This is a genomic window from Gammaproteobacteria bacterium (genome assembly GCA_013817245.1).
Taxonomy (GTDB): Bacteria; Pseudomonadota; Gammaproteobacteria; order HTCC5015; family HTCC5015; genus JACDDA01.
The window spans coordinates 223,389-243,951 of record JACDDA010000002.1; the positions used below are offsets into that span (position 1 = coordinate 223,389).

Consider the following 20,563-nt stretch of genomic DNA (forward strand, 5'->3'; position numbering starts at 1 on the left):
CTAAGGTTTTATTGAGCGTCTTATTATGTTGTTAATGATCGACAATTTTGACTCGTTCACTTATAACTTAGTGCAATATTTTGCGGTGTTAGGTGAAAACGTTAAGGTTGTGCGTAATGATGAAGTAAGCATCAGTGCGATTGAACGTTTGCAACCGCAACGCATAGTTATTTCGCCGGGTCCGGGTTCGCCAAATGAAGCCGGTATTTCTTTAGAAGCCATCAAACATTTTGCGGGCAAGTTGCCGATGTTGGGCGTATGTTTAGGCCATCAATGTATCGCGCAAGCGTTTGGTGGTCGCATAGTGCATGCGAATCAATTGATGCATGGCAAAACGTCTGCTATTGCGCATGATTATTCCGGTGTGTTTCATGATTTGCCGCAACCTTTTATTGCCACTCGTTATCATTCTTTAATTGTTGAAACACCTAGTTTGCCGAATTGTTTACAAGTGAATGCGTGGACTTCGTTGTCTGCACCCGCTGGCGCAAGCCCAGTAGAAATTCCCGTGGAAATCCCTTTGGAGATTATGGCTATCCAGCATACCCGTTGGCCTATTGTGGGCGTGCAGTTTCATCCCGAATCTATTTTGACGAGTTGCGGCGCGCAATTGCTAAGGAATTTTCTAGCGATCCCATTACAATAGCGACATTCCGCAGCGACATTCCGAGTGGGTCGTCGCGCTTAACTATTAGCAGAAAGGATCCCCATGAGTTTGCCAGAAGCCATTCGCGCGGTTGTCGCGGGGCAACATCTGAGCTATGCGCAAATGACGGTTGTGATGCAGCTGATCATGACGGGAGAAGCGACGCCGGCGCAAATTGCTGCGTTGTTGGTAGGCTTGCGAATTAAAGGTGAAACGGTGGAAGAAATTGCCGCCGCCGCTACGGTGATGCGAGAGTTATCGGATCGTGTTGATATTCCTGCAAAACATTTGCTGGATACATGTGGCACCGGTGGTGACGGCGTAGGTACGTTTAATATTTCCACGGTGTCGGCGATGGTCGCCGCCGCTGCGGGTGCCAATGTCGCGAAGCACGGCAATCGTTCGGTGACCAGTCGTTCGGGTAGCGCCGATGTATTAGAAGCCGCGGGCGCACGCATTGATTTATCGCCGCAACAAGTCGCAGCCTGTGTCGCAAAATGCGGTGTGGGTTTTATGTTTGCGCCTTTGCATCACAGCGCCACACGGCATGCGGTGAAACCGCGCAAAGAAATTGGTGTGCGAACTTTATTTAATGTCTTAGGCCCTTTAACGAATCCGGCCGGCGCACCCAATCAAGTGTTGGGTGTGTTTAGTCCAGATTTAGTGAAACCGCTTGCTGAAGTATTGCAGCGTTTAAAAAGCGAACATGTGTTAGTGGTGCATGCGGATGATGGTTTAGATGAAATTAGTATTGCCACGGCGACCCAAGTAGCAGAATTAAAAAATGGTGCGGTGCATTGTTATAGTATCCAGCCGGAAGATTTTGGTATTACGCGTCAAGCAATTACTGGCTTACAAGTTACTACCGCCGAAGAAAGTTTAACGATGATTAATAGCGTGTTAGATAATCAGTTGGGCGCAGCCTATGACATTGTTCTATTAAATGCAGGTGCGGCGATTTACGCGGCAAATTTAGCAGACACTTTAATTAACGGTGTTGAGCGCGCGCGCGAAGTTTTAATGAACGGCAGCGCCAAGCGTAAATTTGCCGATTTTATTCAAACCACGCATAACGTGTAACCCCCGTGTTTTTAAAAACGTAATTAGCCGTAAGCGAGCGATTTTGTATGGCCACCGATATTTTACAAAAAATTCTTAATCATAAAGCTCAAGAAATTACCGAGCGCGCAGCGCGTGTGTCATTAAAAGCCATGAGCGAACGTGCCGCCATTGCAGGTGCGCCACGCGGCTTTCGCCAAGCATTAAGCAACAAAATCGCGGCTCACCAAGCAGCAGTTATTGCGGAAATTAAAAAAGCTTCGCCTAGCAAAGGTTTAATTCGTGAGGATTTTGAACCGATTAGCATTGCGCGTAGTTATGCGGCAGGCGGCGCGGCGTGTTTGTCGGTATTAACAGACGAAGCTTTTTTTCAAGGTCATGATGATTATTTAGTGCAGGCGCGTGCTGCAGTTGAGCTGCCCGTATTACGTAAAGATTTTATTATTGATGCATATCAAATTTATGAAGCGCGCGCATTAGGTGCTGACTGTGTGTTGTTAATTGTTGCGGCATTAGGCGATGCCGTATTAGCGGAATTATTAGGATTAATTCGACATTTAAATATGGATGCCTTGGTCGAAGTTCACGATGCAGAAGAATTACAACGCGCGTTGGCAGTGGGTTCGGATTTAATTGGCATTAATAATCGTAATTTGCGCACATTTGAAACTAGCTTAGACACGACTATCAATTTGTTAAGCGCGGTTCCCGACAATGTTTTGTTGGTCACTGAGAGTGGCATTCATACGCATGCAGACGTGGCGAAATTACGCGCAGCGGATGTACATGCATTTTTAGTGGGTGAAGCATTTATGCGAGCGCCAGAACCTGGACAAAAACTCGCCGAGTTATTTAATTAAAATAAAAATAGTTAATTAACGCGCGCCTAATACGACAATTGTTTTTCCATGCGCAGTCACTAAGCCTTGTATTTCTAAATCTTTCAAGACACGGCCTGCCATTTCCCGCGAGCAACCCACGATGCGCGCAATTTCTTGGCGCGTAATTTTTAATTGCATGCCATTAGGATGAGTTACCGCGTCGGGTTCGCGTGCGAGTTCGAGTAAGGTATGCGCGACGCGGCCGGTGACATCAAGAAAAGCTAAATCACATACTTTTTGGCTGGTTTTGCGTAAACGAATGGCAATTTGTGAGGCGAGTTTAAAAATAATTGCCGCATCATTCATGGCCAAGTTTTTGAATTGGTCGTAATGAATTTCAGCAATTTCGCAAGCGCTGCGAGCAATAACCCAAGCACTGCGTGCTACTTGTGGATCGAATAAACCCATCTCTCCAAAAAAATCACCGCTGCTTAAATACGCCAGCACTAGTTCGCGACCTTGATGATCTTCGATCAGTACGCTGACCGAACCTTTAGTAATATAGTAAAGCGTGTCGGGACGATCGCCACCATGAATGATGGTGGTGCGTGCGGCATAACTGCGACGATGACAATGCTGTAAGAAGCGTTCAAGTGCCGGATCTTCTTTGTCGATTTTTTTAAGTGGCATGAACTTGTCCGGTGTTATAAGTTATCCTTTCGCAAAGCATTCTAGCAGCAAATCAAAAGCAGACAACGTAGGAGCTCGCATGAAAGCGCGTGTTAAATGGTTAGACCACATCAGTTTGGTAGGCGAATCTGCCAGCGGTCATTCTGTAGTGATGGATGGACCACCAGATGTAGGCGGACGTAATCTCGGTATTCGTCCAATGGAAATGGTCTTGCTCGGCTTAGGTGGTTGCAGCGCTATTGATGTGCTGCATATTTTACAAAAAGCCCGCCAACCTATTACAGGATGTGAAATTGAATTAGAAGCCGAGCGTGCCGATGCAGTGCCGGCTGTGTTTACCCAAATCCATATGAAATTTATTATTTTTGGTCACGACCTGTCTGATAAACAAGTGGCGCGTGCGGTCGATTTATCGGCTGATAAATATTGTTCAGTTTCTAAGATGCTGGAGCATGGTGTGAAAATTTCTCACAGCTACGAAATTCGCACGACATGAGTACTGATGTATCTAATTGGCCTATGGATTTACCGGCTACCGCGGGTATGCGGCATGTTGCGTTTTATGTGGCGGATTTAGAAGCGTGCGAACAATTTTATACGCGCGTGCTAGGCATGAGCGTGGAGTGGCGGCCGGATGCCGATAATGTATTTTTAACCAGCGCGGGCCAAGATAATTTAGCCTTGCATCGGCGCGCAGCGTCCAATGTTGAAGGTGCCGAGGGTATGCAGCGCTTGGATCATATTGGTTTTATATTACGCAAGATTGAAGACGTAGACCGTTGGCATGCGCATTTTCAGGCGCAACAAGTCCCTATTACCGCGCAACCCAAGACCCATCGAGATGGCGCCCGCAGTTTTTATGCAAAAGATCCTGCCGGAAATAGCGTACAAGTCATTTACCATCCACCAATTTCCGATAAACTCTGACCCCCAATCATTAGGTTCCCCCCACGATTACCCGGAACCCCTTGTCACGAGGATTTACTGCATTGTCTCAGGCCGCCCAGAAAAAATTGAAATTGCATGGTTTTAATAATTTAACTAAAACCCTTAGTTTCAATATTTACGATATTTGCTACGCAGAAACTAAGCAAGAGCAACAAGAATATATTGAATACATCGATGAAGTGTACAACGCTGAACGTTTAACCACCGTGCTAAAAGAAGTTGCGCACATCATTGGCGCAAATATATTGAACATTGCGCGCCAAGATTATGATCCGCAGGGCGCGAGCGTGACCATGTTGATTTCCGAAGAGCCAGTTAAAAATTTAGAAGGCGCGGAAATTGAAAAGCCAGGCCCGTTGCCTGATGCAGTTGTTGCGCATTTAGATAAAAGTCATTTAACCGTGCACACCTACCCAGAAACGCATCCTGAAGAAGGCATTAGTACTTTCCGCGTTGATATTGATGTTTCAACCTGCGGTAAAGTCTCGCCGTTGAAAGCGTTAAACTATTTAATTCATAGTTTTGATTCTGATATTGTCACCGTAGATTATCGTGTGCGCGGCTTTACGCGGGATATTCGCGGCCATAAATTATTTATTGATCACGAAATTAATTCTATTCAAAATTTCTTGTCTTCTGATACGCGTGATCGTTATCAAATGATAGACGTGAATGTGTTCCAAGAAAATATTTTCCACACCAAGATGATGTTGAAAGATTTTGAAATGAATAACTACTTGTTCGGACGACCAAAAGATTTGTATACCGCAGAAGAATTAGTGCAAATAGAAAAATGGTTACGTCACGAAATGGCTGAAATTTTTTATGGCAAAAACATGCCCGTAAAAAGTTAACGGTTAAAAGCTAGTTAACTCCATAAATATTTTTCACCATCGATAAGCGGCAAAGCGCATGACGTTTGCAAGTTGCGTCATGCCGCTTTGTAACCATGGCGGCAAACGGCGCGCGCCAGCGACATGCGCCGCATTCGCGTGTCGGGTTTCATCAGCGTGCATTTGCTGAAGAATAGCGCGACTACGCAGTTCGGTGCTCGATAGCTTATTTAAGTGATCTTCTAAATGTGTTGCCACTTGCCGTTCGGTCTCTTCTAAAAAACCTAAACTCCACGCATCTCCTGCCAGTCCTGCTGCGGCGCCTATACACCAAGAACTGGTATACCAGACTGGCGCCAAATAACTGCGGTGATCTGCTAATTCATCGAGCCGTTGTTGGCACCACGCTAAGTGTTCTTGCTCTTCGGCTGCGGCTTGTAGCAGTGATTTGTGTAATTCTGGCGTTTGAGCGGCCCATGCTTGACCGCGATACAGGGCTTGAGCCGCAATTTCGCCGGTATGATTAATGCGCATCAAAGCGCCTTCATCGCTGCTATCGTTATTGCTAAGTGATTGATCAATCAAGTTTTTTGCAGGATAGCGGTTACTGCGCGCGGGTTTTAGTACACACGTAGCCAGGCCGTGCTGCACTTCGGCCAATAGTCGATCCATAGCATTCAGTTGTCGCACGCTGATTTCCTCTTTATTGGCTTGTTTCAGGAGCCGGCTTTCAGTAAGATTAGCGCCCCTTCGCGCCCGGCTGTCTGGCGCAAGCGGATCGGGACAAAGTGCTTTTCGAATGTCGCTTCAATATCTTATGAATATCTTGGATATTGGTGGCTCTGGGAATCCTTTGAACGACCAGCGAATCGACAATTGTTCGATTCAGCGCGACAGTGATTGTAATGGATAGAATGAAAAATGAAGACGTTTAGTGCAAAAACAGAAACTGTAAAACGCGATTGGTATGTGGTTGACGCCGCTGGCAAAACGCTGGGTCGTTTATCTACCGAAATTGCGCGTCGTTTACGTGGCAAACATAAAGCTGAATATACGCCGCATGTTGATACAGGTGATTACATCGTCGTGATCAATGCTGAAAAAGTCGCCGTAACGGGTCGTAAAGAAACCGACAAAGTTTATTATCATCATACCGGTTACATTGGCCATCTGAAGTCCATTACCTTGGACAAACTACGTGCGAAAGCACCTGAGCGGATTATTGAAACAGCGGTAAAAGGCATGTTGCCAAAAAATCCTTTAGGTCGTGCGATGTTTCGTAAACTGAAAGTATATGCTGGTACCGAACATCAACATTCGGCACAGCAACCCAAAATTCTTGATATTTGATTTAGGTGATCCAAATGGCACAAGCCGAACAATTTTATGGTACTGGTCGTCGCAAAACTTCTAGCGCACGTGTTTTCTTGCGTCCGGGGACAGGCAAGATTCAAGTTAATGATTTAGCGTTGGATGAGTATTTTGGTCGCGAAACGTCACGTATGATCGTGCGTCAGCCTTTAAACACAGTTGCGTTGTTAAATAATTTTGACATCGTTGCTACGGTTGCTGGCGGCGGCGGTAATGGTCAAGCGGGCGCTTTGCGTTTAGGCATTACTCGCGCTTTGATTGAATATGACGAAGCTTTACGCCCACCTTTACGTAAAGCTGGTTTTGTAACTCGCGATGCTCGCGAAGTTGAACGGAAAAAAGTGGGCTTGCGCAAAGCTCGCCGCGCTACGCAGTTCAGCAAGCGTTAAGATCTACGAACCCCTGCAATCGCAGGGGTTCTTTTTTATCCCTCGGTATTTTTTTTCAATATTTTTTCGGCGTGAAGATTTTATTCTTTGAATAAAATGAGCGATTAACTGCGAATAATCTTTATTACAATAAAGGACTAAATAGCCAGCAAAACGCATCTCTGAAGCGCTGCCAAAGAGGACGGGCGTGTAAACGTTCTAGTGAAATTGTTTCAGCCTTTTTAAGGCACTCATCAAAATGTTCTATCATTTGCGCGCCAAACGCGTGATCGTAAATTTCTACAACTAATTCAAAATTCAATCGTAAACTTCGCATATCCATATTGGCCGAGCCGGTATGCATATAAAAATCATCGACAATAAATAATTTTGTATGCGGAAAAGACGTAAGTTGATAATAAACATTCACGCCATCGTTCAGTAATTCCCATAGCATATTGCGCGTTGCCCAATCCACAAAGCGACGGTCGCTTCTACGCGGCAGCAAAATATCCACTTGTACACCGCGTCGTGCCGCTGTTTGTAAAGCGCCTACTATTTCACGCGGCGGTAAAAAATAAGGTGAAATAATTGCTAATCGGCGATTAGCTGCACCGATCGCGCCTAATAGAACAGCGGTTATGCCGTCTTGGTCGTCATCTGGGCCATCCACAATGACGCGACATAAACTCCCCTGTTCTGTTGATAATGAGCTTGGCTTAGAAGAGGTAACGGGGGAATTTTTTGGAACGATTAAGTTTTCACCGGTTACAAATTCCCATTCATCGAGAAACACATTGTAAAGTTGCTGCAAAATAGGGCCGGTAAATCGGAAAGACAAATCAATGATATGAGCTGAAGATTGATCGTCAATAGCACAATGTTGTTTGGCAATATTCATTCCGCCAGCAAACGCAACGGTGTTGTCGACAATAAGAAGTTTTCGATGATTGCGCAAATTAATATGAATATTGGGAGGAAATAATTTTATAGGATTGAACAATCCAACAGGAACACCTGCTTTGCGTAATCTATTGGCCATGCTAAAAGTAACGGGCCACTGGCCATAGCCATCAAGCAAGACCCTAACAGTAATGCCGCGTTGATGTGTTTTTATCAGCGCGTTCATAAATTTTTCGCCGCAGGCATCATTTTGAAAAATATACATCGACAAATAAACATGTTGAGTAGCGTTGGCAATAGCATCAAGCATGACCGGATAAGCGTTTTCGCCATTGTGTAAAGCGGTTACGGAATTGCCCGGCAATAAAGGTGATTGCGTCATAGCCGTAGTGGTACGGATTAATTCGCTGAAGCGAGTATATTCGCCGCCGTTGAGCTGTTGATCCTGTTCTAAATGATTCTTGTGCAGTGAATGTGTTTTATTTTTGCGTAATTTCCGCGCTCGACGTTGAATGCGATTAATACCAAAAAGACAATAAGCCACGGAACCGATGAGAGGGATTAATAAAGACACAATAATCCACATGGCGGCAGCGCGTGAGTCACGTTTGTTAAATAAAGCATGAAATGCAGTAGTGGCACCACAAAGGCTTAACACAAACGTTAAGAACCAATACACATTATTGTTCACTTAATCTACTCCGCGTTGTTTGATGCTGATTTCATTGTTTGCTAATAAACGATAGAAAAATGAAGCTTTTGTTATCATGCCGTAAAATAGCAGCGCCGAAGATATTGCTTCAAGAGGTTATAAGAAACCGTGCTATAGGCCGCTTCCGTAGATTAGGCGATGAAATCTAGGTTAAGAGCTTTTTTTTCGGAATTATGACAACTTGCACGACTAAGTTACCTGGAATTTGTTAGGTAAATTCTTTAAAAATAAGCGCCGCAATATCAATAAACAGTGATCTCATAAAATTTAGCGAGCGTGCAGAACACGAGGGCCATTGCTACTACCTAAGATTAAGACATCCGCCGGGCGTTGCGCAAATAAGCCCACCGTAACTACGCCGGTGATCTGATTAATGGTTTGTTCGGTTTTGATTGCTTCCATGATCTGTAGATTGTGAACATCCAAAATAATGTTGCCGTTGTCAGTTTTAAAATTTTCGCGTAATACCGGATCACCGCCGAGTTTTTTTAAAGCCCGCGCGACATAACTACGCGCCATAGGAATAACTTCAATCGGCAAGGGAAACGTGCCAAGCACGTCTACTAGTTTGGATTCATCAGCAATACAAATAAATTTCTTCGCGACGGCCGCCACAATTTTTTCACGCGTCAGCGCACCGCCGCCGCCTTTAATGAGCTGTAAATAATGATTAGATTCGTCTGCGCCATCGACGTATAAAGGTATCTCGTTGACCGCGTTAAGTTCTAATACTGGAATTCCGTGTTTTCGTAGACGTTCTTCGGTGGCTTTTGAGCTAGCAACGGTGCCTTCAATCAGATGCTTCATCGACGCTAATAAATCAATGAAATGATTAGCGGTTGAACCCGTGCCCACGCCTACAATCGTGCCTTCTTCTACATAAGTGAGTGCTGCTTCGGCGGCTTGGCGTTTTAAGTCATCACTGTTCATGGAAGGTTCCTAATTGTGCGGGTTGATAGGCTAGGCGGCATATTGTGCGTAGGCTTGTATTACAATACAAGACATTATCAGCGACTCAGATTTTATCGAGTAGTCGCCTCACAGTAGGATTAGCAGCGATGCCACCGAATTATTTGCAAAAAATCCTTAACGCTCGCGTTTATGACGTCGCAGAGCGTACGCCTTTGCAATATGCAGAAAAACTTTCCGCGCGTTATCACAATCGTATTTGGTTAAAACGCGAAGATTTACAGCCGGTGTTCTCATTCAAACTACGGGGCGCTTACAACAAAATCTATCAACTGATGCAGCAGCAAAAAGTTGAAAAAGTGGTTTCTGCGTCTGCAGGTAATCATGCGCAAGGTGTAGCGCTTGCGGCGCAACGCTTAGGCATTAAAGCCATCATCGTCATGCCTAAAACCACGCCGCCGATTAAAGTGGAAGCGGTGCGTGCCTTGGGTGCGCGGATTGAATTAGTCGGTGATACCTATGATGAAGCGTACGAATACAGCCTGACCTTGGTAGAAAAAGAAAACGCATCGTATATCCATCCTTATGATGATCCTGATGTGATTGCGGGACAGGGCACGATCGGCATGGAAATATTACAACAACATAAAACCGGCCCTGACATGGTATTTGTGCCAGTAGGTGGCGGTGGTTTGTTGGCCGGTGTGTGTGCATATATAAAAGCTTTGCGACCGCACATTAAAGTCATTGGTGTTGAATCAGAAGATTCGGCTTGTTTAGCCGCCGCGATGCGTGCGGGGAAACGCGTGCGTTTGTCACAAGTAGGATTATTCGCTGACGGCGTGGCGGTGCGTGAAATTGGCAAAGAACCTTTTCGCGTAGTGCATAAAATATTAGATGACGTGATATTGGTGAATACTGATGAAATTTGCGCGGCTATTAAAGACGTGTTTGATGCTTCACGTTCGATTGCCGAACCTGCGGGAGCGCTGGCATTAGCGGGATTAAAAAAATACGTGCAACAACACGATATTAAAAACCAAGAACTGGTTGCCATTGTGAGCGGCGCCAATATGAATTTTGATCGCCTGCGTCATGTATCTGAACGCGCTGAATTAGGTGAACATCGTGAAATGTTAATGGCCGTTAAAGTACCCGAACGCCCCGGCAGCTTTCGCGCGTTTTGTCGCGCCTTAGGTAAACGTAGTATTACAGAATTTAATTATCGTTATGCCGATGCTGAAAAAGCTTATATTTTTGCTGGTATCGAATTAGCACGAGGCCCTGATGAGCAAGCAGAGCTATTAGCGCGTTTAGCCAACAAAGGCTTTGAAGTCGTCGATATGACGGATAATGAAATGGCCAAAATGCATATTCGTTATATGGTTGGTGGTCGCCCGCAAAATTTACAAGATGAATTGATTTTGCGTTTGGAATTTCCCGAACGGCCAGGCGCGTTAATGACTTTCTTAGATAGCATCGGTCAAGCCTGGAATATCACGTTGTTTCATTATCGAAATCACGGTGCAGCGTATGGCCGAGTTTTGGTGGGTCTACAAATCCCCAATAGTGAGCGTGCACAACTGCATAAAAGTTTGCGTGCGTTGGGTTATGATTATCACGAAGAAAGCAGTAATCCCGCTTATCAATTGTTTCTTGGTTGAAAGTTCTTTTAGCTAAGCCGCAGGACATTTTCTGTGGTTTTTTTAAGATGTTGAGCATAAAAAAAGGCCCGCAATGCGGGCCTTTTTAATTCCGAACCTAGGTTCGAAAGGGTTTTGCTTACATAGCAGCTTCAGGAGCAGCCATAGAAGCGGTTTTCTTTTTCTTACCACGGCGCTTTTTCTTGCCTACTTTCTTAGCAACCTTGGCTACTTTCTTTTTCTTACCAGCTTTCTTTTTGCCGGCTTTCTTTTTGCCAGCTTTCTTAGCTACTTTCTTTTTGGCTTTCTTTTTGCCAGCTTTTTTAGCTACTTTCTTCTTAGCTTTCTTTTTGCCAGCTTTTTTAGCTACTTTCTTCTTAGCTTTCTTTTTGCCAGCTTTTTTAGCTACTTTCTTTTTCTTACCAGCTTTCTTCTTGCCTGCTTTCTTTTTGGCTTTCTTGGCTACTTTCTTTTTAGCCTTTTTCTTGCCAGCTGTCTTAGCTACTTTCTTTTTCGATTTACGACGTGCTCCAGATTTCTTTTTTGGAGCGGCTTTTTTTGCAGTTGCTTTCTTAATGGCCATTATTTTCCTCCGGACGAATATGAATTGCCGCAGTGAGTATAAACAAGAATATAAAAAATGCTAGCAAATTTATAAAAAACGCAAGAGTGAAATCAAAAATGCGCAAATTTTTAAAAAATTTGTTGGTGATTGACGAAAAAAGTACGTGTTGGACATGATCAAAGACATTTTTGAGTGTGTTTTAAACCGTGTTGATCGATCATCATCGTTGTTAGCGACCATGATTGGCATTACTCAAGCGTTAAGATCAGTTGCCATTGAGCTGCGGTTACTGGCATCACTGATAAACGATTGCCGCGATGCACTAATGCCATATCGCGTAATGCATCAATTGATTTGAGTTCGGTTAATGTCAGGGTGCGCGTGAATGTTTGGACATATTCCACATCAACGGCGAACCAACGCGCGTGTTCAGCGCTACTTTTTGGATCGTAATAAGGACTTTCTGGATGCCATGAACTTGCATCGGGATAAGCTTCACGAGCAATACGCATAATGCCGACGATGCCAGGTACTGTGCAGTTGGAATGATAAAAGAAGGCTAAATCACCTTGTTTCATCTGATCGCGCATCATGTTTCGTGCTTGATAATTGCGAACACCATTCCAAGGTTCAATGCGATCTTGTTCCAGTTGAGTGATGCTGTAAGTGTCTGGTTCGGATTTCAATAACCAATAAGCCACGAAAAAAATTCCTTAATTGAAGAGAAAAAGTGCGTTAAGCGCGGCAATCATAAAAGGACTGTTCGGTAATCACAAAGTCTAATGACACATCCCAGCTGCGTTGTGGCAATGTATCTTGAAGTTGAAACTCATATGCGAGCCCGACTAACAGCGGTTTTCCACGGATGTGTTGCGTCAAACTGCGATCGTAATATCCACCACCCATACCTAAGCGAATGCCTGTCAGTGTGAATGCTAATAACGGCATGATGAGTAAATCGAGCGTGGCTGCATCGTGCAAAGCTCCCGCAGGATCAACAGGTTCTGCAATATTGAATTGATTAAGTCGTAATGGACTAGCAGAGAACCACGGCGCAAATCGTAATAGTGGTGGCGTTTGCACGATGGGTAAATAGAGTTGTTTACCGTTGTCACGGAGATTTTTTACTATCGCAGCAGGATCTGCTTCGTTGTGTACGGCAAGATAAACGCCGATATGTTGCGCATTTTGTAAAAGGCTTTGTTGACTAAATTGCACCGCAAATTGCTGTGCAGCGTGCGCTTGTTGTGCAGTGCTTAATGCAGCACTACGTCGCGTGCGTAAGCGAGTACGCAAGGCAGCAAGATCAGTGGGATTTATATCTAACATAATTAAAAGTGCGAGCAACCTCCGCAAATACCGTTGCAAACTTTCGACCTTGAACCAGAGGTTCAGGTGGGGAACGATGTCCGATCTTTAGGCTTCCCACTCGAGGTGGGCATGCACACGAACCGGGCAAACAATCCCCGGGGTACTAAAATAGGCTCAAGGATATACCCAGCTCACTATCGAATACCGCAGAGGTTACTCAACGATTTAATTCTAGTTCATTTTGTTCATTAATGGGATGTAAGACAGACGAGATGGATTGTTGCAGCCGACCAATATGGTCTGCTGCTTGTAGGCAATCATGCTCTAGCGTTTTAAGATTTAATAATTCACGGGTGATATTTAAAGCCGCCATCACTGCAATGCGGTCGGCGCCTAAGACTTTGCCGTTATCGCGAATTTCACGCATGCGCTGACTTAAATACTGTGCAGAAGCGCGTAAGGCATCCACTTCTTCTGCTGGGCACGCTACTTGATATTCTTTATCTAAAATCGTAATTGTGACCGGCACACCACTCATGCGTTATTTTCCATCGTCTTTAGGCGACCGATCATGGCTTCAACACGACTTCTCGCCATTTCATTTTTTTCGATTAGGCCTGCGCGTTCAGTCACCAGTTGAGTCTGCTGTTGGCGCAAAGAGTTATTTTCATCGCGCAAGCGCTGACACAGCGCGAGTAATTCACGAAGCTGTAGATCGAGACCTTGTAGGTCTTGGGAAAGGTATTTGTTAGCCATGGCGAAAATGGTATGCCCCGTCTTAACGTTGGTCAACAGCGGAAACAAAATTCCTAAACTGAGTTGAGTATTTTGGCGATTCAGGCAGGAATGGTAGCATTGGCGCCTAACGAACGCATGGGTTGTTAACGAATGAATTACATTGATATTCAAGACGATATTGACGATGTCAGCAGCAGTAGCTCTGCGGCTGAATGTCATGGTGCATTGTGCGGCATGTTCTGCGCGGGTATGCCGGTAGATGAGCAGCATTGGGCGAAAATTGCATTACATGTTGAGCAATTAGAATATTTGCCAATCAACTTGCAGAATTTGTTTAATGAAACCCAACAGCAATTAGATGGACCGGAGCTCGCTTTTAATTTGTTATTGCCGGATGACGATGCGGTTTTAGGTTTACGTGTCGATGCTTTGCGTGATTGGTGTAGCGGATTTTTATATGGCTTGGCCGCTGCTGGGGTCGATCCTAACGCCTTATCTGATGATGAAGAAAACTTACAAGACACGGCAGAGTTATTGCAAGATTTTATGGAAATCACTCGCATGGCAGAACCCGATGATGAAAGCGATGAAGAAAATGCGTTTGCGGTCGAAGAAATCACCGAATATGTGCGGATGGGCGTGTTATTAATTAATGAAGAACTACGCCCACGCCATCAACAGGACGCGCCGCGTCAATATTTACATTAATTCAGCCTATTGAAAAACCGAGTAGCGTAATGAGCACAGATGAATTTGTTCGTCGTCGTCGACAATTAATGCGCAGTATCGGCAGCGATGCAATTGCCGTCATTCCTGCGGCACCTGAACGGATTCGTAATCGCGATGCGTATTACAGCTATCGTCAAGACAGTGATTTTCTCTACATCAGCGGCTTTAACGAACCGGAAGCGGTGTTGGTATTAGTGCCGGGTCGGCCACAAGGCGAATACATTTTATTTTGTCGTGAAAAAGATCCTGAAAAAGAAACTTGGGACGGTCGCCGCGCAGGTCAAGAAGGCGCAACGGCGCAATACGGTGCAGATGATTCGTTTCCGATTAGCGATTTAGACGACATCTTGCCCGGTTTAATGGAAAACCGTGAAAAAGTGTATTACACGATGGGCCGTTACGCCGACTTCGATAAACAAATGATGGTGTGGTTGAATCGCTTGCGTGAACAAAGTCGCGCGGGCGTGCATGCACCGAATGAATTTGTGTCGTTGGAATTCATTTTAAATGAAATGCGTTTATTTAAATCGCGCGCCGAAATCCGTTTAATGCGTAAAGCCGCTAAAATCGCTTGTGACGCACACAAACGCGCTATGCAAGCGTGTCGCCCCGGTATGATGGAATATGCCGTAGAAGCAGAACTGTTGTATGAGTTTCGTCGTAACGGCGCACAGACGGCTTATTCATCAATTGTAGGTGGTGGTGCTAATGGCTGCATTTTGCATTACGTTGAAAACAATGCTGAATTAAACAACGGTGATTTATTGTTAATTGATGCGGGTGCTGAATATGAAGGTTACGCTTCCGATATCACGCGTACCTTTCCTATCAATGGTTGTTTTAATGATGCACAACGCGCGGTCTATGAAATTGTCTTAAACGCACAATACGCAGCGATTGCTGCCGCCATTCCAGGTAATCATTGGAATGATCCACACGATGCGGCGGTAAAAGTATTAACCCAAGGTTTGATTGATTTGGGTTTATTAAAAGGCGATTGCGCGCAATTAATTCAAGACGGAGGATATAGACGTTTTTATATGCATCGCACGGGTCATTGGTTGGGTTTGGATGTGCACGATGTCGGCGATTACAAAATTGACGATGCCTGGCGTTTACTCGAACCCGGCATGGTATTAACCGTGGAACCTGGTTTATATATTAATGCGGCCAATGACATTCCTGAAAAATTTCACAACATCGGTATTCGCATTGAAGACGATGTGTTGATCACTCGCGAAGGCCATGAAGTGTTAACCGCGCAAGCGCCCAAAACGGTGGCTGATATAGAAGCGATCATGGCGCACGCTTGACCCTATGTCTGCACACTCTTATGTCTGAAAAAACGGTTGATATTGCCATTGTTGGTGGCGGCATGGTCGGCGCCACGCTGGCGCTGGCGTTAGCGCAGTACACAAAATTTAGTATTGCCGTCATCGAAGTGCAGCCGTTAACCGCCGCAGCGCCACAAGAGCAATCGAATCATTACGATGAACGCACCGTTGCATTAAGCGAGGGCTCAAAGCGTTTTTTAGCAGCCTTATCGTTATGGGATTTGTTAGCCGCACATGCCGCGCCAATCACCACGGTGCACGTTTCTGCGCAAGGTCAATTCGGCGCCACGCGCATTCACGCTGCAGATGAAAACGTTCCCGCATTAGGTTATGTCGTACCGAATCGCGCTTACGGCGCCGCTGTTGCGCAGTTAATTAAAAAAAATAATAGCGTTATTCAATGGCGCGCACCCGCACGTGTTCAAGCACTGCAATTACATACAGACGATATTGTGTTGCAGCTCGATGCTGCTGGCGTGAATAACATCTTGCGCGCGCGCCTGGTTATTGCGGCTGACGGCAGTGAATCGAGTATTCGTGAGCAACTACAATTGCCGATTGAAAGCTTGGATTATCAACAAACCGCAATCATTGCGAATCTATCATTAAGTCGTGCGCATCACGGCCAAGCCTTTGAACGTTTTACCGCACAAGGCCCGATTGCGTTGTTGCCCTTACGTGCATTACCGCAACAAGCATCGCGTGCTGCATTGGTGTGGACATTACCCACATCTATTGCAACTGACATGTTAGCGTTAAGTGATGCAGAATTTTGTCAGCGCTTACAAGTCGAATTTGGTTGGCGTTTAGGGCGCATTCAACACGCAGGTGTGCGCCAAGCGTATCCTTTGCATAGACAACAATTATTGCAACGGCGCGTTGATCGTCTGGTGTTTATTGGTAATGCCGCGCAAACCGTGCATCCGGTTGCGGGCCAAGGTTTAAATCTTGCATTGCGGGATGTTATGCAACTCGTTGAACAATTATCGCAACAAGACACAGATGCAGGTAATGCAACATTATTACAACATTTTGTAGATGCCTGCGAGGCAGATCGACAAACCACTTTGGCCGTTACGCATGGCTTAATTAAAGGTTTTGTTGCATTGCCTGCGCCATTAACGCAAATGCGCGCATTAGGCTTGGGCGTGTTATCAATGCTGCCGTTTTTAAAACAGCCATTAACTCGTCGCATGATGGGCATGGGCGCAGCCATGTCACCGTTACTACGCGATCACATCCAAGATTCTTTGCAAAATAAGCAGCCTGCGCCATGAGTGCAGCGACATTGAATCGTGAAATGATTGATGTGCTAATCGTAGGCGCGGGCATTACTGGCAGCTTATTAGCACTACAATTACGCGACGCCGGTTTAAACGTTCACATTATTGAAGCCGCAGCAGCGCCCGTGCATACGCTTAAACCACAAAACGAATACAGCCTGCGTGTATCCGCCATCAGTCCCGCATCAGTAACTGCTTTGCAAAGTGTCAATGCGTGGCGACATTTGCCGCAACAACGCATCATGGCTTATCAACGCATGACCGTTTGGGAAAGTCATGGTGCGGCCGAAATTAATTTTAGCGCTACTGAGATTTGGCAAGATCAATTAGGTTTTATTATTGAAAACGATGAATTGCAATTAGCGCTGCTGCAAGAAATAAATCAAAGCATGGCGCACACGATTCATTTTGAATTACAACCTTTGAATTACACCATCACAGACGATGCAATTAACGTGCTTTTATCCAACGGTGAAACCTGTCGCGCGCGTTTAGTCATAGGTGCAGATGGTGCGCGTTCACCGTGGCGTGCGGCGATCAGTAGTAATCTAGCGATGAAATCCTATTTTCAAAAAGCCATCGTCGCGCAAGTGCGCACCGAACACGCGCATCAAAACACGGCATGGCAACGATTTTTGTCAGGCGGGCCCTTAGCTTTTTTACCATTAGCCGATGGCAGTAGTTCCATCGTCTGGTCATTACCGCAAGCACAAGCAGCGCACTATTTAGCAGAAAGCGAGACTGAGTTTTGTGATGCATTAAGTCGCGCGCTCGATTTTCGTTTAGGCAAAGTGCTTAGCTGCGGCACGCGTGCTGCATTTGCTTTGCAACATCTTCACGCCGATCACTACGTCGCACCGCATGTCGCGTTAATAGGCGATGCTGCGCATGTTGTGCATCCACTCGCAGGCCAAGGCGTTAATTTAGGCATAGCGGATGCCGTGTGTTTAGCGGATGTTTTACGAGTAGCTGCGCAACAGAATAAAAAACAGCTGGGTGATCTCTCAGTACTAAAACGCTACGAACAACAACGCCGCGTGATGAACGCAACCATGAGTCTGGCGTTAGATGGTTTGCATCATTTGTATATCAACCAACATCCGCTGGCGATTTGGTTGCGTAACACCGGCGTTAACGCGATAGAGCATTTGCCGATGTTGAAACGGTTGTTGATGCAACAGGCCATGAGGACATAACGCTGGGGGATTTTTTGAAGTTATATGTAGCCTGGATGGAGCCGAATTTATTCGGCGGAATCCGGGAAGATTTTTGCATCAATATGCTCTATTCAAGCTCGGTTTTGTAGGCTGGGTTGAACAAAGTGATACCCAACGTTTATTTATAAAAAAGATAAAAGCATTTTATTAGCCGGTTGCGCACCGGCGGGCGGTTACTTTCTTGTCGCGACAAGAAAGTAACCAAAGAAGCGCTCCCCGATGTCACGTACTGGAATGGAATAAAATTCCATTCCAGTATTCCTTCGTCATCTTTAAAGGCTGACGCGTCGCCTCAACGCAACATCCTGTTGCGATCGGCTCACCTGAACATCCCTGTTCAGGTGTCGCTAGCCTTTAAATCTTCCTCAGCGTGTCATAACGGGCATTAATCGCTAATTTCATAGCAATTAATTAAATTATTTCCAGGTTTCTAATGCCAAAAGGTATGTGAACAGAAGGTATATTCTTGGCGACAGGATCTATATGTTTCATTTGATCATCAAAAAATATATGAGGTTTCAACACTTGGAGAATGTTATTTTTTTCCACTCCTCCTAAGAAAAATGTTTCGTCGGGCAATACGCCCCATTCATTAAGGGTAGTAATTACTCTTTGGTGTGCTGGCGCACCTCGTGCCGTGATAATAGCAATCCGAATTATTCTCTTATAATCGTTTTCGTTGCGTTCTTTTTTAATTTCCATTTTTTGTAAAGCGGATAATTTTTTAAAGAAGTCGCTTAATGGGCCGGGATTGTGAGAAGTGTCCACATTTTTATTTTCATAGTCGTGAAAGTCATCTAGATTTTCTTGTCGTTGATATTGTGTTTCTGCTTCGTCGTCCGCAATTACTCCGTCAAAATCAAAAGCAACACGCAGTTCGTTATCGGTTTCGGCATCTGTGAACTCAGAAGGAATAACAGTACCTGCTGGGTACCCTGCTTTAATAGCTTCCTTAGCATCAGAGGCATTAGCGGACAAGAACAGAGACACGTTAAAGGCTGGAATGTATTTGTAGGGTGATTTGCCTGATAAAAATGCTGCTCTTGTAATATCTAGCCCATAGTGTTTGATAGAATTAAATACTCTTTGGCCTGTATCCGGATCATTTCTTGAAAGTAAGATGACCTCAACCGGCATATCTTCTTGATGATTTTTGTTGATGCCAAGAAATCTTTTTATAAAAGAAAAGGCCACACCTTTTTGTAAAACAACATCCAGGTTTTTTTTTTGATGTTCTCTGTATTTTTCTTCTCCCTCTGCCACAAAAATGGCATGAGACTCTTCTAAGTCAAACAAGGCGCTAGAAGCTATGCCTATAACTAGTTTTTTATTTATAAGGTAGGCCATTCTTGATCCTTCTGAAGAATAATTTCAGGTTAATTTTTCTTTTTGGCAGGCGCTTTTGGTTGGTACATCGCCATAAAATGACTCGGCGAAAATCCGCTCATACGTTGTTCGCCGACTAGAATTAATGGCACGCCTCTGCCATTTAAGCGTTGGTATTCTTGTGCGGCTACAGCTGATGTTTCGATGTCGTATTCGCTGTAGGCAATATTATTTTTTTGAAAAAAATGCTTGGCTGTTTTGCAAACGCCGCACCAGCTCGTGCTGTACATAATCACTTTAGGTGTTTTGGGTTTTTGTTCGCTGACGGGCATGTCGCCAGGAATTCCTGCGCCATAGTTGCTGACTTTGCCTTCAATATTTTTTTCTTGTTGGTCTGCGGGTACGGTTTCGCCGTAATGTACTTGGCCGTTAGCGTCGATCCATTTGTGTAATTCGCCGCTATAGGTGTAGTGGCTTATCATGGCTAATAAAAATAATGCAGCACTGTGTAGTGCGAAGTATTTAGTTTTCATAAAAGTGTTCATTTTTATTAAATTCCATTTGCAGACGTTGTTATGTAACGATGATTAAATTTGCATGGCTACATATAGTGTAATGAAGCATGCGGTTGTTTGTATGACGGCGGCAATTTTTGCATATTGGGCAGTAGTAAAACCCACGGGACTAACAGTTTAGATGAGTTCAGGACTTCTGACTGCTGTTTGGTTTGGCCGTTGAGAGGCTTATTTCGGCAAAATGGCGGGTTTTTAGGGTTCCGGCTGGACTGATTGGGCTGGTATAGTAGCCGCCACCAGTTATGCTGGTTTTTGCAGGAGAGATTCGCCGTTCAGTTTTATGATTGGCGGACGCCGAAGGCGCAACCCACCCGGAAACGCTCAGGCAAAAGGACTGCAAAAACCGTCAATGATGTGGTGTTGGAAGCCCCTTCGCTAAGATGGGGTAGCTGCACTATATATATAGACAAACTGGCTCTGGAGAGTGGCACCCCTTATGAAGATAAGCAGGGCGGTAGCCCACCGAAGGTGACGGCAATACCCTTTATTTTCAATGCGGGTATTCCCAATCTCTCAGGTTCCCGGACAGAGGGGTGACGATCGGCCAAACAGCTCGACGTTTTCTTTAATTATTGCGGCCGA

General features: G+C 45.0%; 24 protein-coding genes, 1 other RNA gene and 2 riboswitches. Of the genes, 13 read left to right on the top strand and 12 right to left on the bottom strand.

The genetic code is table 11. From position 1 onward, the window contains the following. Positions 1 to 25 precede the first annotated feature (25 nt). From H0W44_03905 to trpC, 3 genes are all read left to right on the top strand, one after another. The gene (locus H0W44_03905; protein MBA3581578.1) at positions 26 to 646 is read left to right on the top strand and encodes an aminodeoxychorismate/anthranilate synthase component II; all 621 of its coding nucleotides are present in this window, start codon (positions 26 to 28) and stop codon (positions 644 to 646) included. Between the two features lie 63 nt (positions 647 to 709). Continuing rightward, positions 710 to 1,726 (top strand): anthranilate phosphoribosyltransferase, encoded by a 1,017-nt coding sequence (trpD, locus tag H0W44_03910; protein ID MBA3581579.1) that lies wholly within the window; start codon positions 710 to 712, stop codon positions 1,724 to 1,726. A gap of 47 nt (positions 1,727 to 1,773) precedes the next feature. Then, a complete protein-coding gene (gene trpC / locus H0W44_03915; GenBank protein MBA3581580.1) occupies positions 1,774 to 2,565 on the top strand; it encodes an indole-3-glycerol phosphate synthase TrpC in 792 nt (263 codons plus the stop codon). A 15-nt stretch (positions 2,566 to 2,580) separates the two neighbouring features. Here trpC and crp read toward each other — a convergent pair whose 3' ends face one another. Then, positions 2,581 to 3,216, bottom strand: a complete 636-nt coding sequence (gene crp / locus H0W44_03920; protein MBA3581581.1) for a cAMP-activated global transcriptional regulator CRP — start codon at positions 3,214 to 3,216, stop codon at positions 2,581 to 2,583. Between the two features lie 79 nt (positions 3,217 to 3,295). Here crp and H0W44_03925 point away from each other — a divergent pair, with 79 nt between their 5' ends. The 3 genes from H0W44_03925 to speD all read left to right on the top strand — a co-directional run bounded on the left by H0W44_03925 (position 3,296) and on the right by speD (position 5,018). Beyond that, complete coding sequence (locus H0W44_03925) at positions 3,296 to 3,712, top strand: OsmC family protein (GenBank protein MBA3581582.1); 417 nt, start codon at positions 3,296 to 3,298, stop codon at positions 3,710 to 3,712. Further along, positions 3,709 to 4,143 (top strand): VOC family protein, encoded by a 435-nt coding sequence (locus H0W44_03930; GenBank protein MBA3581583.1) that lies wholly within the window; start codon positions 3,709 to 3,711, stop codon positions 4,141 to 4,143. Before H0W44_03925 ends, H0W44_03930 begins: the two co-directional genes overlap by 4 nt. Positions 4,144 to 4,205: 62 nt before the next feature. Then, positions 4,206 to 5,018: an adenosylmethionine decarboxylase gene (gene speD / locus H0W44_03935; GenBank protein MBA3581584.1), complete on the top strand. Its 813-nt coding sequence runs from the start codon at positions 4,206 to 4,208 to the stop codon at positions 5,016 to 5,018. A 33-nt stretch (positions 5,019 to 5,051) separates the two neighbouring features. Here the strand turns inward: speD and coq7 are convergent, their stop codons facing one another. Continuing rightward, positions 5,052 to 5,669: a 2-polyprenyl-3-methyl-6-methoxy-1,4-benzoquinone monooxygenase gene (gene coq7 / locus H0W44_03940; GenBank protein MBA3581585.1), complete on the bottom strand. Its 618-nt coding sequence runs from the start codon at positions 5,667 to 5,669 to the stop codon at positions 5,052 to 5,054. A gap of 249 nt (positions 5,670 to 5,918) precedes the next feature. Between coq7 and rplM the strand changes: the two genes are divergently transcribed. Then, positions 5,919 to 6,347, top strand: a complete 429-nt coding sequence (gene rplM, locus H0W44_03945; GenBank protein ID MBA3581586.1) for a 50S ribosomal protein L13 — start codon at positions 5,919 to 5,921, stop codon at positions 6,345 to 6,347. A gap of 14 nt (positions 6,348 to 6,361) precedes the next feature. Next, a complete protein-coding gene (gene rpsI, locus H0W44_03950; GenBank protein MBA3581587.1) occupies positions 6,362 to 6,757 on the top strand; it encodes a 30S ribosomal protein S9 in 396 nt (131 codons plus the stop codon). Between the two features lie 124 nt (positions 6,758 to 6,881). Here rpsI and cls read toward each other — a convergent pair whose 3' ends face one another. Together cls and rpiA are read right to left on the bottom strand one after the other, a co-directional pair. Next, positions 6,882 to 8,330 carry a cardiolipin synthase gene (gene cls, locus H0W44_03955; GenBank protein MBA3581588.1) on the bottom strand — a complete coding sequence of 483 codons (1,449 nt, stop codon included), beginning with the start codon at positions 8,328 to 8,330 and terminating at the stop codon, positions 6,882 to 6,884. 288 nt (positions 8,331 to 8,618) lie between these two features. Further along, complete coding sequence (gene rpiA / locus H0W44_03960) at positions 8,619 to 9,281, bottom strand: ribose-5-phosphate isomerase RpiA (protein ID MBA3581589.1); 663 nt, start codon at positions 9,279 to 9,281, stop codon at positions 8,619 to 8,621. A gap of 128 nt (positions 9,282 to 9,409) precedes the next feature. On the opposite strand from rpiA, the gene ilvA reads away from it, so the two are divergent. Continuing rightward, positions 9,410 to 10,924: a threonine ammonia-lyase, biosynthetic gene (gene ilvA / locus H0W44_03965; GenBank protein ID MBA3581590.1), complete on the top strand. Its 1,515-nt coding sequence runs from the start codon at positions 9,410 to 9,412 to the stop codon at positions 10,922 to 10,924. A 118-nt stretch (positions 10,925 to 11,042) separates the two neighbouring features. On the opposite strand, the gene H0W44_03970 is transcribed toward ilvA, so the two are convergent. The 6 genes from H0W44_03970 to H0W44_03995 all read right to left on the bottom strand — a co-directional run bounded on the left by H0W44_03970 (position 11,043) and on the right by H0W44_03995 (position 13,535). Further along, the gene (locus tag H0W44_03970) at positions 11,043 to 11,486 is read right to left on the bottom strand and encodes a hypothetical protein (protein MBA3581591.1); all 444 of its coding nucleotides are present in this window, start codon (positions 11,484 to 11,486) and stop codon (positions 11,043 to 11,045) included. A gap of 230 nt (positions 11,487 to 11,716) precedes the next feature. Then, positions 11,717 to 12,169: an EVE domain-containing protein gene (locus H0W44_03975; GenBank protein ID MBA3581592.1), complete on the bottom strand. Its 453-nt coding sequence runs from the start codon at positions 12,167 to 12,169 to the stop codon at positions 11,717 to 11,719. Between the two features lie 34 nt (positions 12,170 to 12,203). After that, a complete protein-coding gene (locus H0W44_03980) occupies positions 12,204 to 12,797 on the bottom strand; it encodes a 5-formyltetrahydrofolate cyclo-ligase (protein MBA3581593.1) in 594 nt (197 codons plus the stop codon). A gap of 14 nt (positions 12,798 to 12,811) precedes the next feature. Continuing rightward, positions 12,812 to 12,995, bottom strand: a non-coding RNA gene (gene ssrS, locus H0W44_03985) — 6S RNA. A 1-nt stretch (position 12,996) separates the two neighbouring features. Continuing rightward, positions 12,997 to 13,317 carry a cell division protein ZapA gene (locus H0W44_03990; protein MBA3581594.1) on the bottom strand — a complete coding sequence of 107 codons (321 nt, stop codon included), beginning with the start codon at positions 13,315 to 13,317 and terminating at the stop codon, positions 12,997 to 12,999. Next, positions 13,314 to 13,535: a TIGR02449 family protein gene (locus H0W44_03995; GenBank protein ID MBA3581595.1), complete on the bottom strand. Its 222-nt coding sequence runs from the start codon at positions 13,533 to 13,535 to the stop codon at positions 13,314 to 13,316. The genes H0W44_03990 and H0W44_03995 overlap by 4 nt, the downstream gene beginning before the upstream one ends. A 132-nt stretch (positions 13,536 to 13,667) precedes the next feature. Here H0W44_03995 and H0W44_04000 point away from each other — a divergent pair, with 132 nt between their 5' ends. From H0W44_04000 to H0W44_04015, 4 genes are read left to right on the top strand one after another with little or no spacing between them, the layout of a single operon-like run. Next, the gene (locus H0W44_04000; GenBank protein MBA3581596.1) at positions 13,668 to 14,225 is read left to right on the top strand and encodes a UPF0149 family protein; all 558 of its coding nucleotides are present in this window, start codon (positions 13,668 to 13,670) and stop codon (positions 14,223 to 14,225) included. Between the two features lie 29 nt (positions 14,226 to 14,254). Further along, on the top strand, positions 14,255 to 15,559 hold the full coding sequence (gene pepP, locus H0W44_04005) for a Xaa-Pro aminopeptidase (protein MBA3581597.1): 1,305 nt from the start codon (positions 14,255 to 14,257) through the stop codon (positions 15,557 to 15,559). Positions 15,560 to 15,579: 20 nt separating this feature from the next. Beyond that, positions 15,580 to 16,857, top strand: coding sequence for a 2-octaprenyl-6-methoxyphenyl hydroxylase (gene ubiH, locus H0W44_04010; GenBank protein MBA3581598.1), 1,278 nt, complete (start codon positions 15,580 to 15,582; stop codon positions 16,855 to 16,857). Next, complete coding sequence (locus H0W44_04015) at positions 16,854 to 18,059, top strand: UbiH/UbiF/VisC/COQ6 family ubiquinone biosynthesis hydroxylase (GenBank protein ID MBA3581599.1); 1,206 nt, start codon at positions 16,854 to 16,856, stop codon at positions 18,057 to 18,059. The genes ubiH and H0W44_04015 overlap by 4 nt, the downstream gene beginning before the upstream one ends. A 432-nt stretch (positions 18,060 to 18,491) precedes the next feature. Here H0W44_04015 and H0W44_04020 read toward each other — a convergent pair whose 3' ends face one another. Next, the gene (locus H0W44_04020; GenBank protein MBA3581600.1) at positions 18,492 to 19,427 is read right to left on the bottom strand and encodes a 5'-nucleotidase; all 936 of its coding nucleotides are present in this window, start codon (positions 19,425 to 19,427) and stop codon (positions 18,492 to 18,494) included. A gap of 29 nt (positions 19,428 to 19,456) precedes the next feature. Further along, complete coding sequence (locus H0W44_04025) at positions 19,457 to 19,939, bottom strand: glutaredoxin family protein (protein MBA3581601.1); 483 nt, start codon at positions 19,937 to 19,939, stop codon at positions 19,457 to 19,459. Positions 19,940 to 20,226: 287 nt separating this feature from the next. Continuing rightward, positions 20,227 to 20,328: riboswitch (glycine riboswitch) on the top strand. A gap of 60 nt (positions 20,329 to 20,388) precedes the next feature. Continuing rightward, positions 20,389 to 20,520, top strand: a riboswitch (glycine riboswitch). The last annotated feature ends 43 nt before the right edge of the window (positions 20,521 to 20,563 follow it).

What these genes read in the sequence shown, in the direction of transcription:
- H0W44_03905 (MBA3581578.1), top strand. Translation starts at nt 26, where the DNA reads ATGTTGTTAATGATCGACAATTTTGACTCGTTCACTTATAACTTAGTG.
- trpD (MBA3581579.1), top strand. Translation starts at nt 710, where the DNA reads ATGAGTTTGCCAGAAGCCATTCGCGCGGTTGTCGCGGGGCAACATCTG.
- trpC (MBA3581580.1), top strand. Translation starts at nt 1,774, where the DNA reads ATGGCCACCGATATTTTACAAAAAATTCTTAATCATAAAGCTCAAGAA.
- crp (MBA3581581.1), bottom strand. Translation starts at nt 3,216, where the DNA reads ATGCCACTTAAAAAAATCGACAAAGAAGATCCGGCACTTGAACGCTTC.
- H0W44_03925 (MBA3581582.1), top strand. Translation starts at nt 3,296, where the DNA reads ATGAAAGCGCGTGTTAAATGGTTAGACCACATCAGTTTGGTAGGCGAA.
- H0W44_03930 (MBA3581583.1), top strand. Translation starts at nt 3,709, where the DNA reads ATGAGTACTGATGTATCTAATTGGCCTATGGATTTACCGGCTACCGCG.
- coq7 (MBA3581585.1), bottom strand. Translation starts at nt 5,669, where the DNA reads ATGGATCGACTATTGGCCGAAGTGCAGCACGGCCTGGCTACGTGTGTA.
- rplM (MBA3581586.1), top strand. Translation starts at nt 5,919, where the DNA reads ATGAAGACGTTTAGTGCAAAAACAGAAACTGTAAAACGCGATTGGTAT.
- rpsI (MBA3581587.1), top strand. Translation starts at nt 6,362, where the DNA reads ATGGCACAAGCCGAACAATTTTATGGTACTGGTCGTCGCAAAACTTCT.
- rpiA (MBA3581589.1), bottom strand. Translation starts at nt 9,281, where the DNA reads ATGAACAGTGATGACTTAAAACGCCAAGCCGCCGAAGCAGCACTCACT.
- ilvA (MBA3581590.1), top strand. Translation starts at nt 9,410, where the DNA reads ATGCCACCGAATTATTTGCAAAAAATCCTTAACGCTCGCGTTTATGAC.
- H0W44_03970 (MBA3581591.1), bottom strand. Translation starts at nt 11,486, where the DNA reads ATGGCCATTAAGAAAGCAACTGCAAAAAAAGCCGCTCCAAAAAAGAAA.
- H0W44_03980 (MBA3581593.1), bottom strand. Translation starts at nt 12,797, where the DNA reads ATGTTAGATATAAATCCCACTGATCTTGCTGCCTTGCGTACTCGCTTA.
- H0W44_03990 (MBA3581594.1), bottom strand. Translation starts at nt 13,317, where the DNA reads ATGAGTGGTGTGCCGGTCACAATTACGATTTTAGATAAAGAATATCAA.
- H0W44_03995 (MBA3581595.1), bottom strand. Translation starts at nt 13,535, where the DNA reads ATGGCTAACAAATACCTTTCCCAAGACCTACAAGGTCTCGATCTACAG.
- H0W44_04000 (MBA3581596.1), top strand. Translation starts at nt 13,668, where the DNA reads ATGAATTACATTGATATTCAAGACGATATTGACGATGTCAGCAGCAGT.
- pepP (MBA3581597.1), top strand. Translation starts at nt 14,255, where the DNA reads ATGAGCACAGATGAATTTGTTCGTCGTCGTCGACAATTAATGCGCAGT.
- ubiH (MBA3581598.1), top strand. Translation starts at nt 15,580, where the DNA reads ATGTCTGAAAAAACGGTTGATATTGCCATTGTTGGTGGCGGCATGGTC.
- H0W44_04015 (MBA3581599.1), top strand. Translation starts at nt 16,854, where the DNA reads ATGAGTGCAGCGACATTGAATCGTGAAATGATTGATGTGCTAATCGTA.
- H0W44_04020 (MBA3581600.1), bottom strand. Translation starts at nt 19,427, where the DNA reads ATGGCCTACCTTATAAATAAAAAACTAGTTATAGGCATAGCTTCTAGC.
- H0W44_04025 (MBA3581601.1), bottom strand. Translation starts at nt 19,939, where the DNA reads ATGAAAACTAAATACTTCGCACTACACAGTGCTGCATTATTTTTATTA.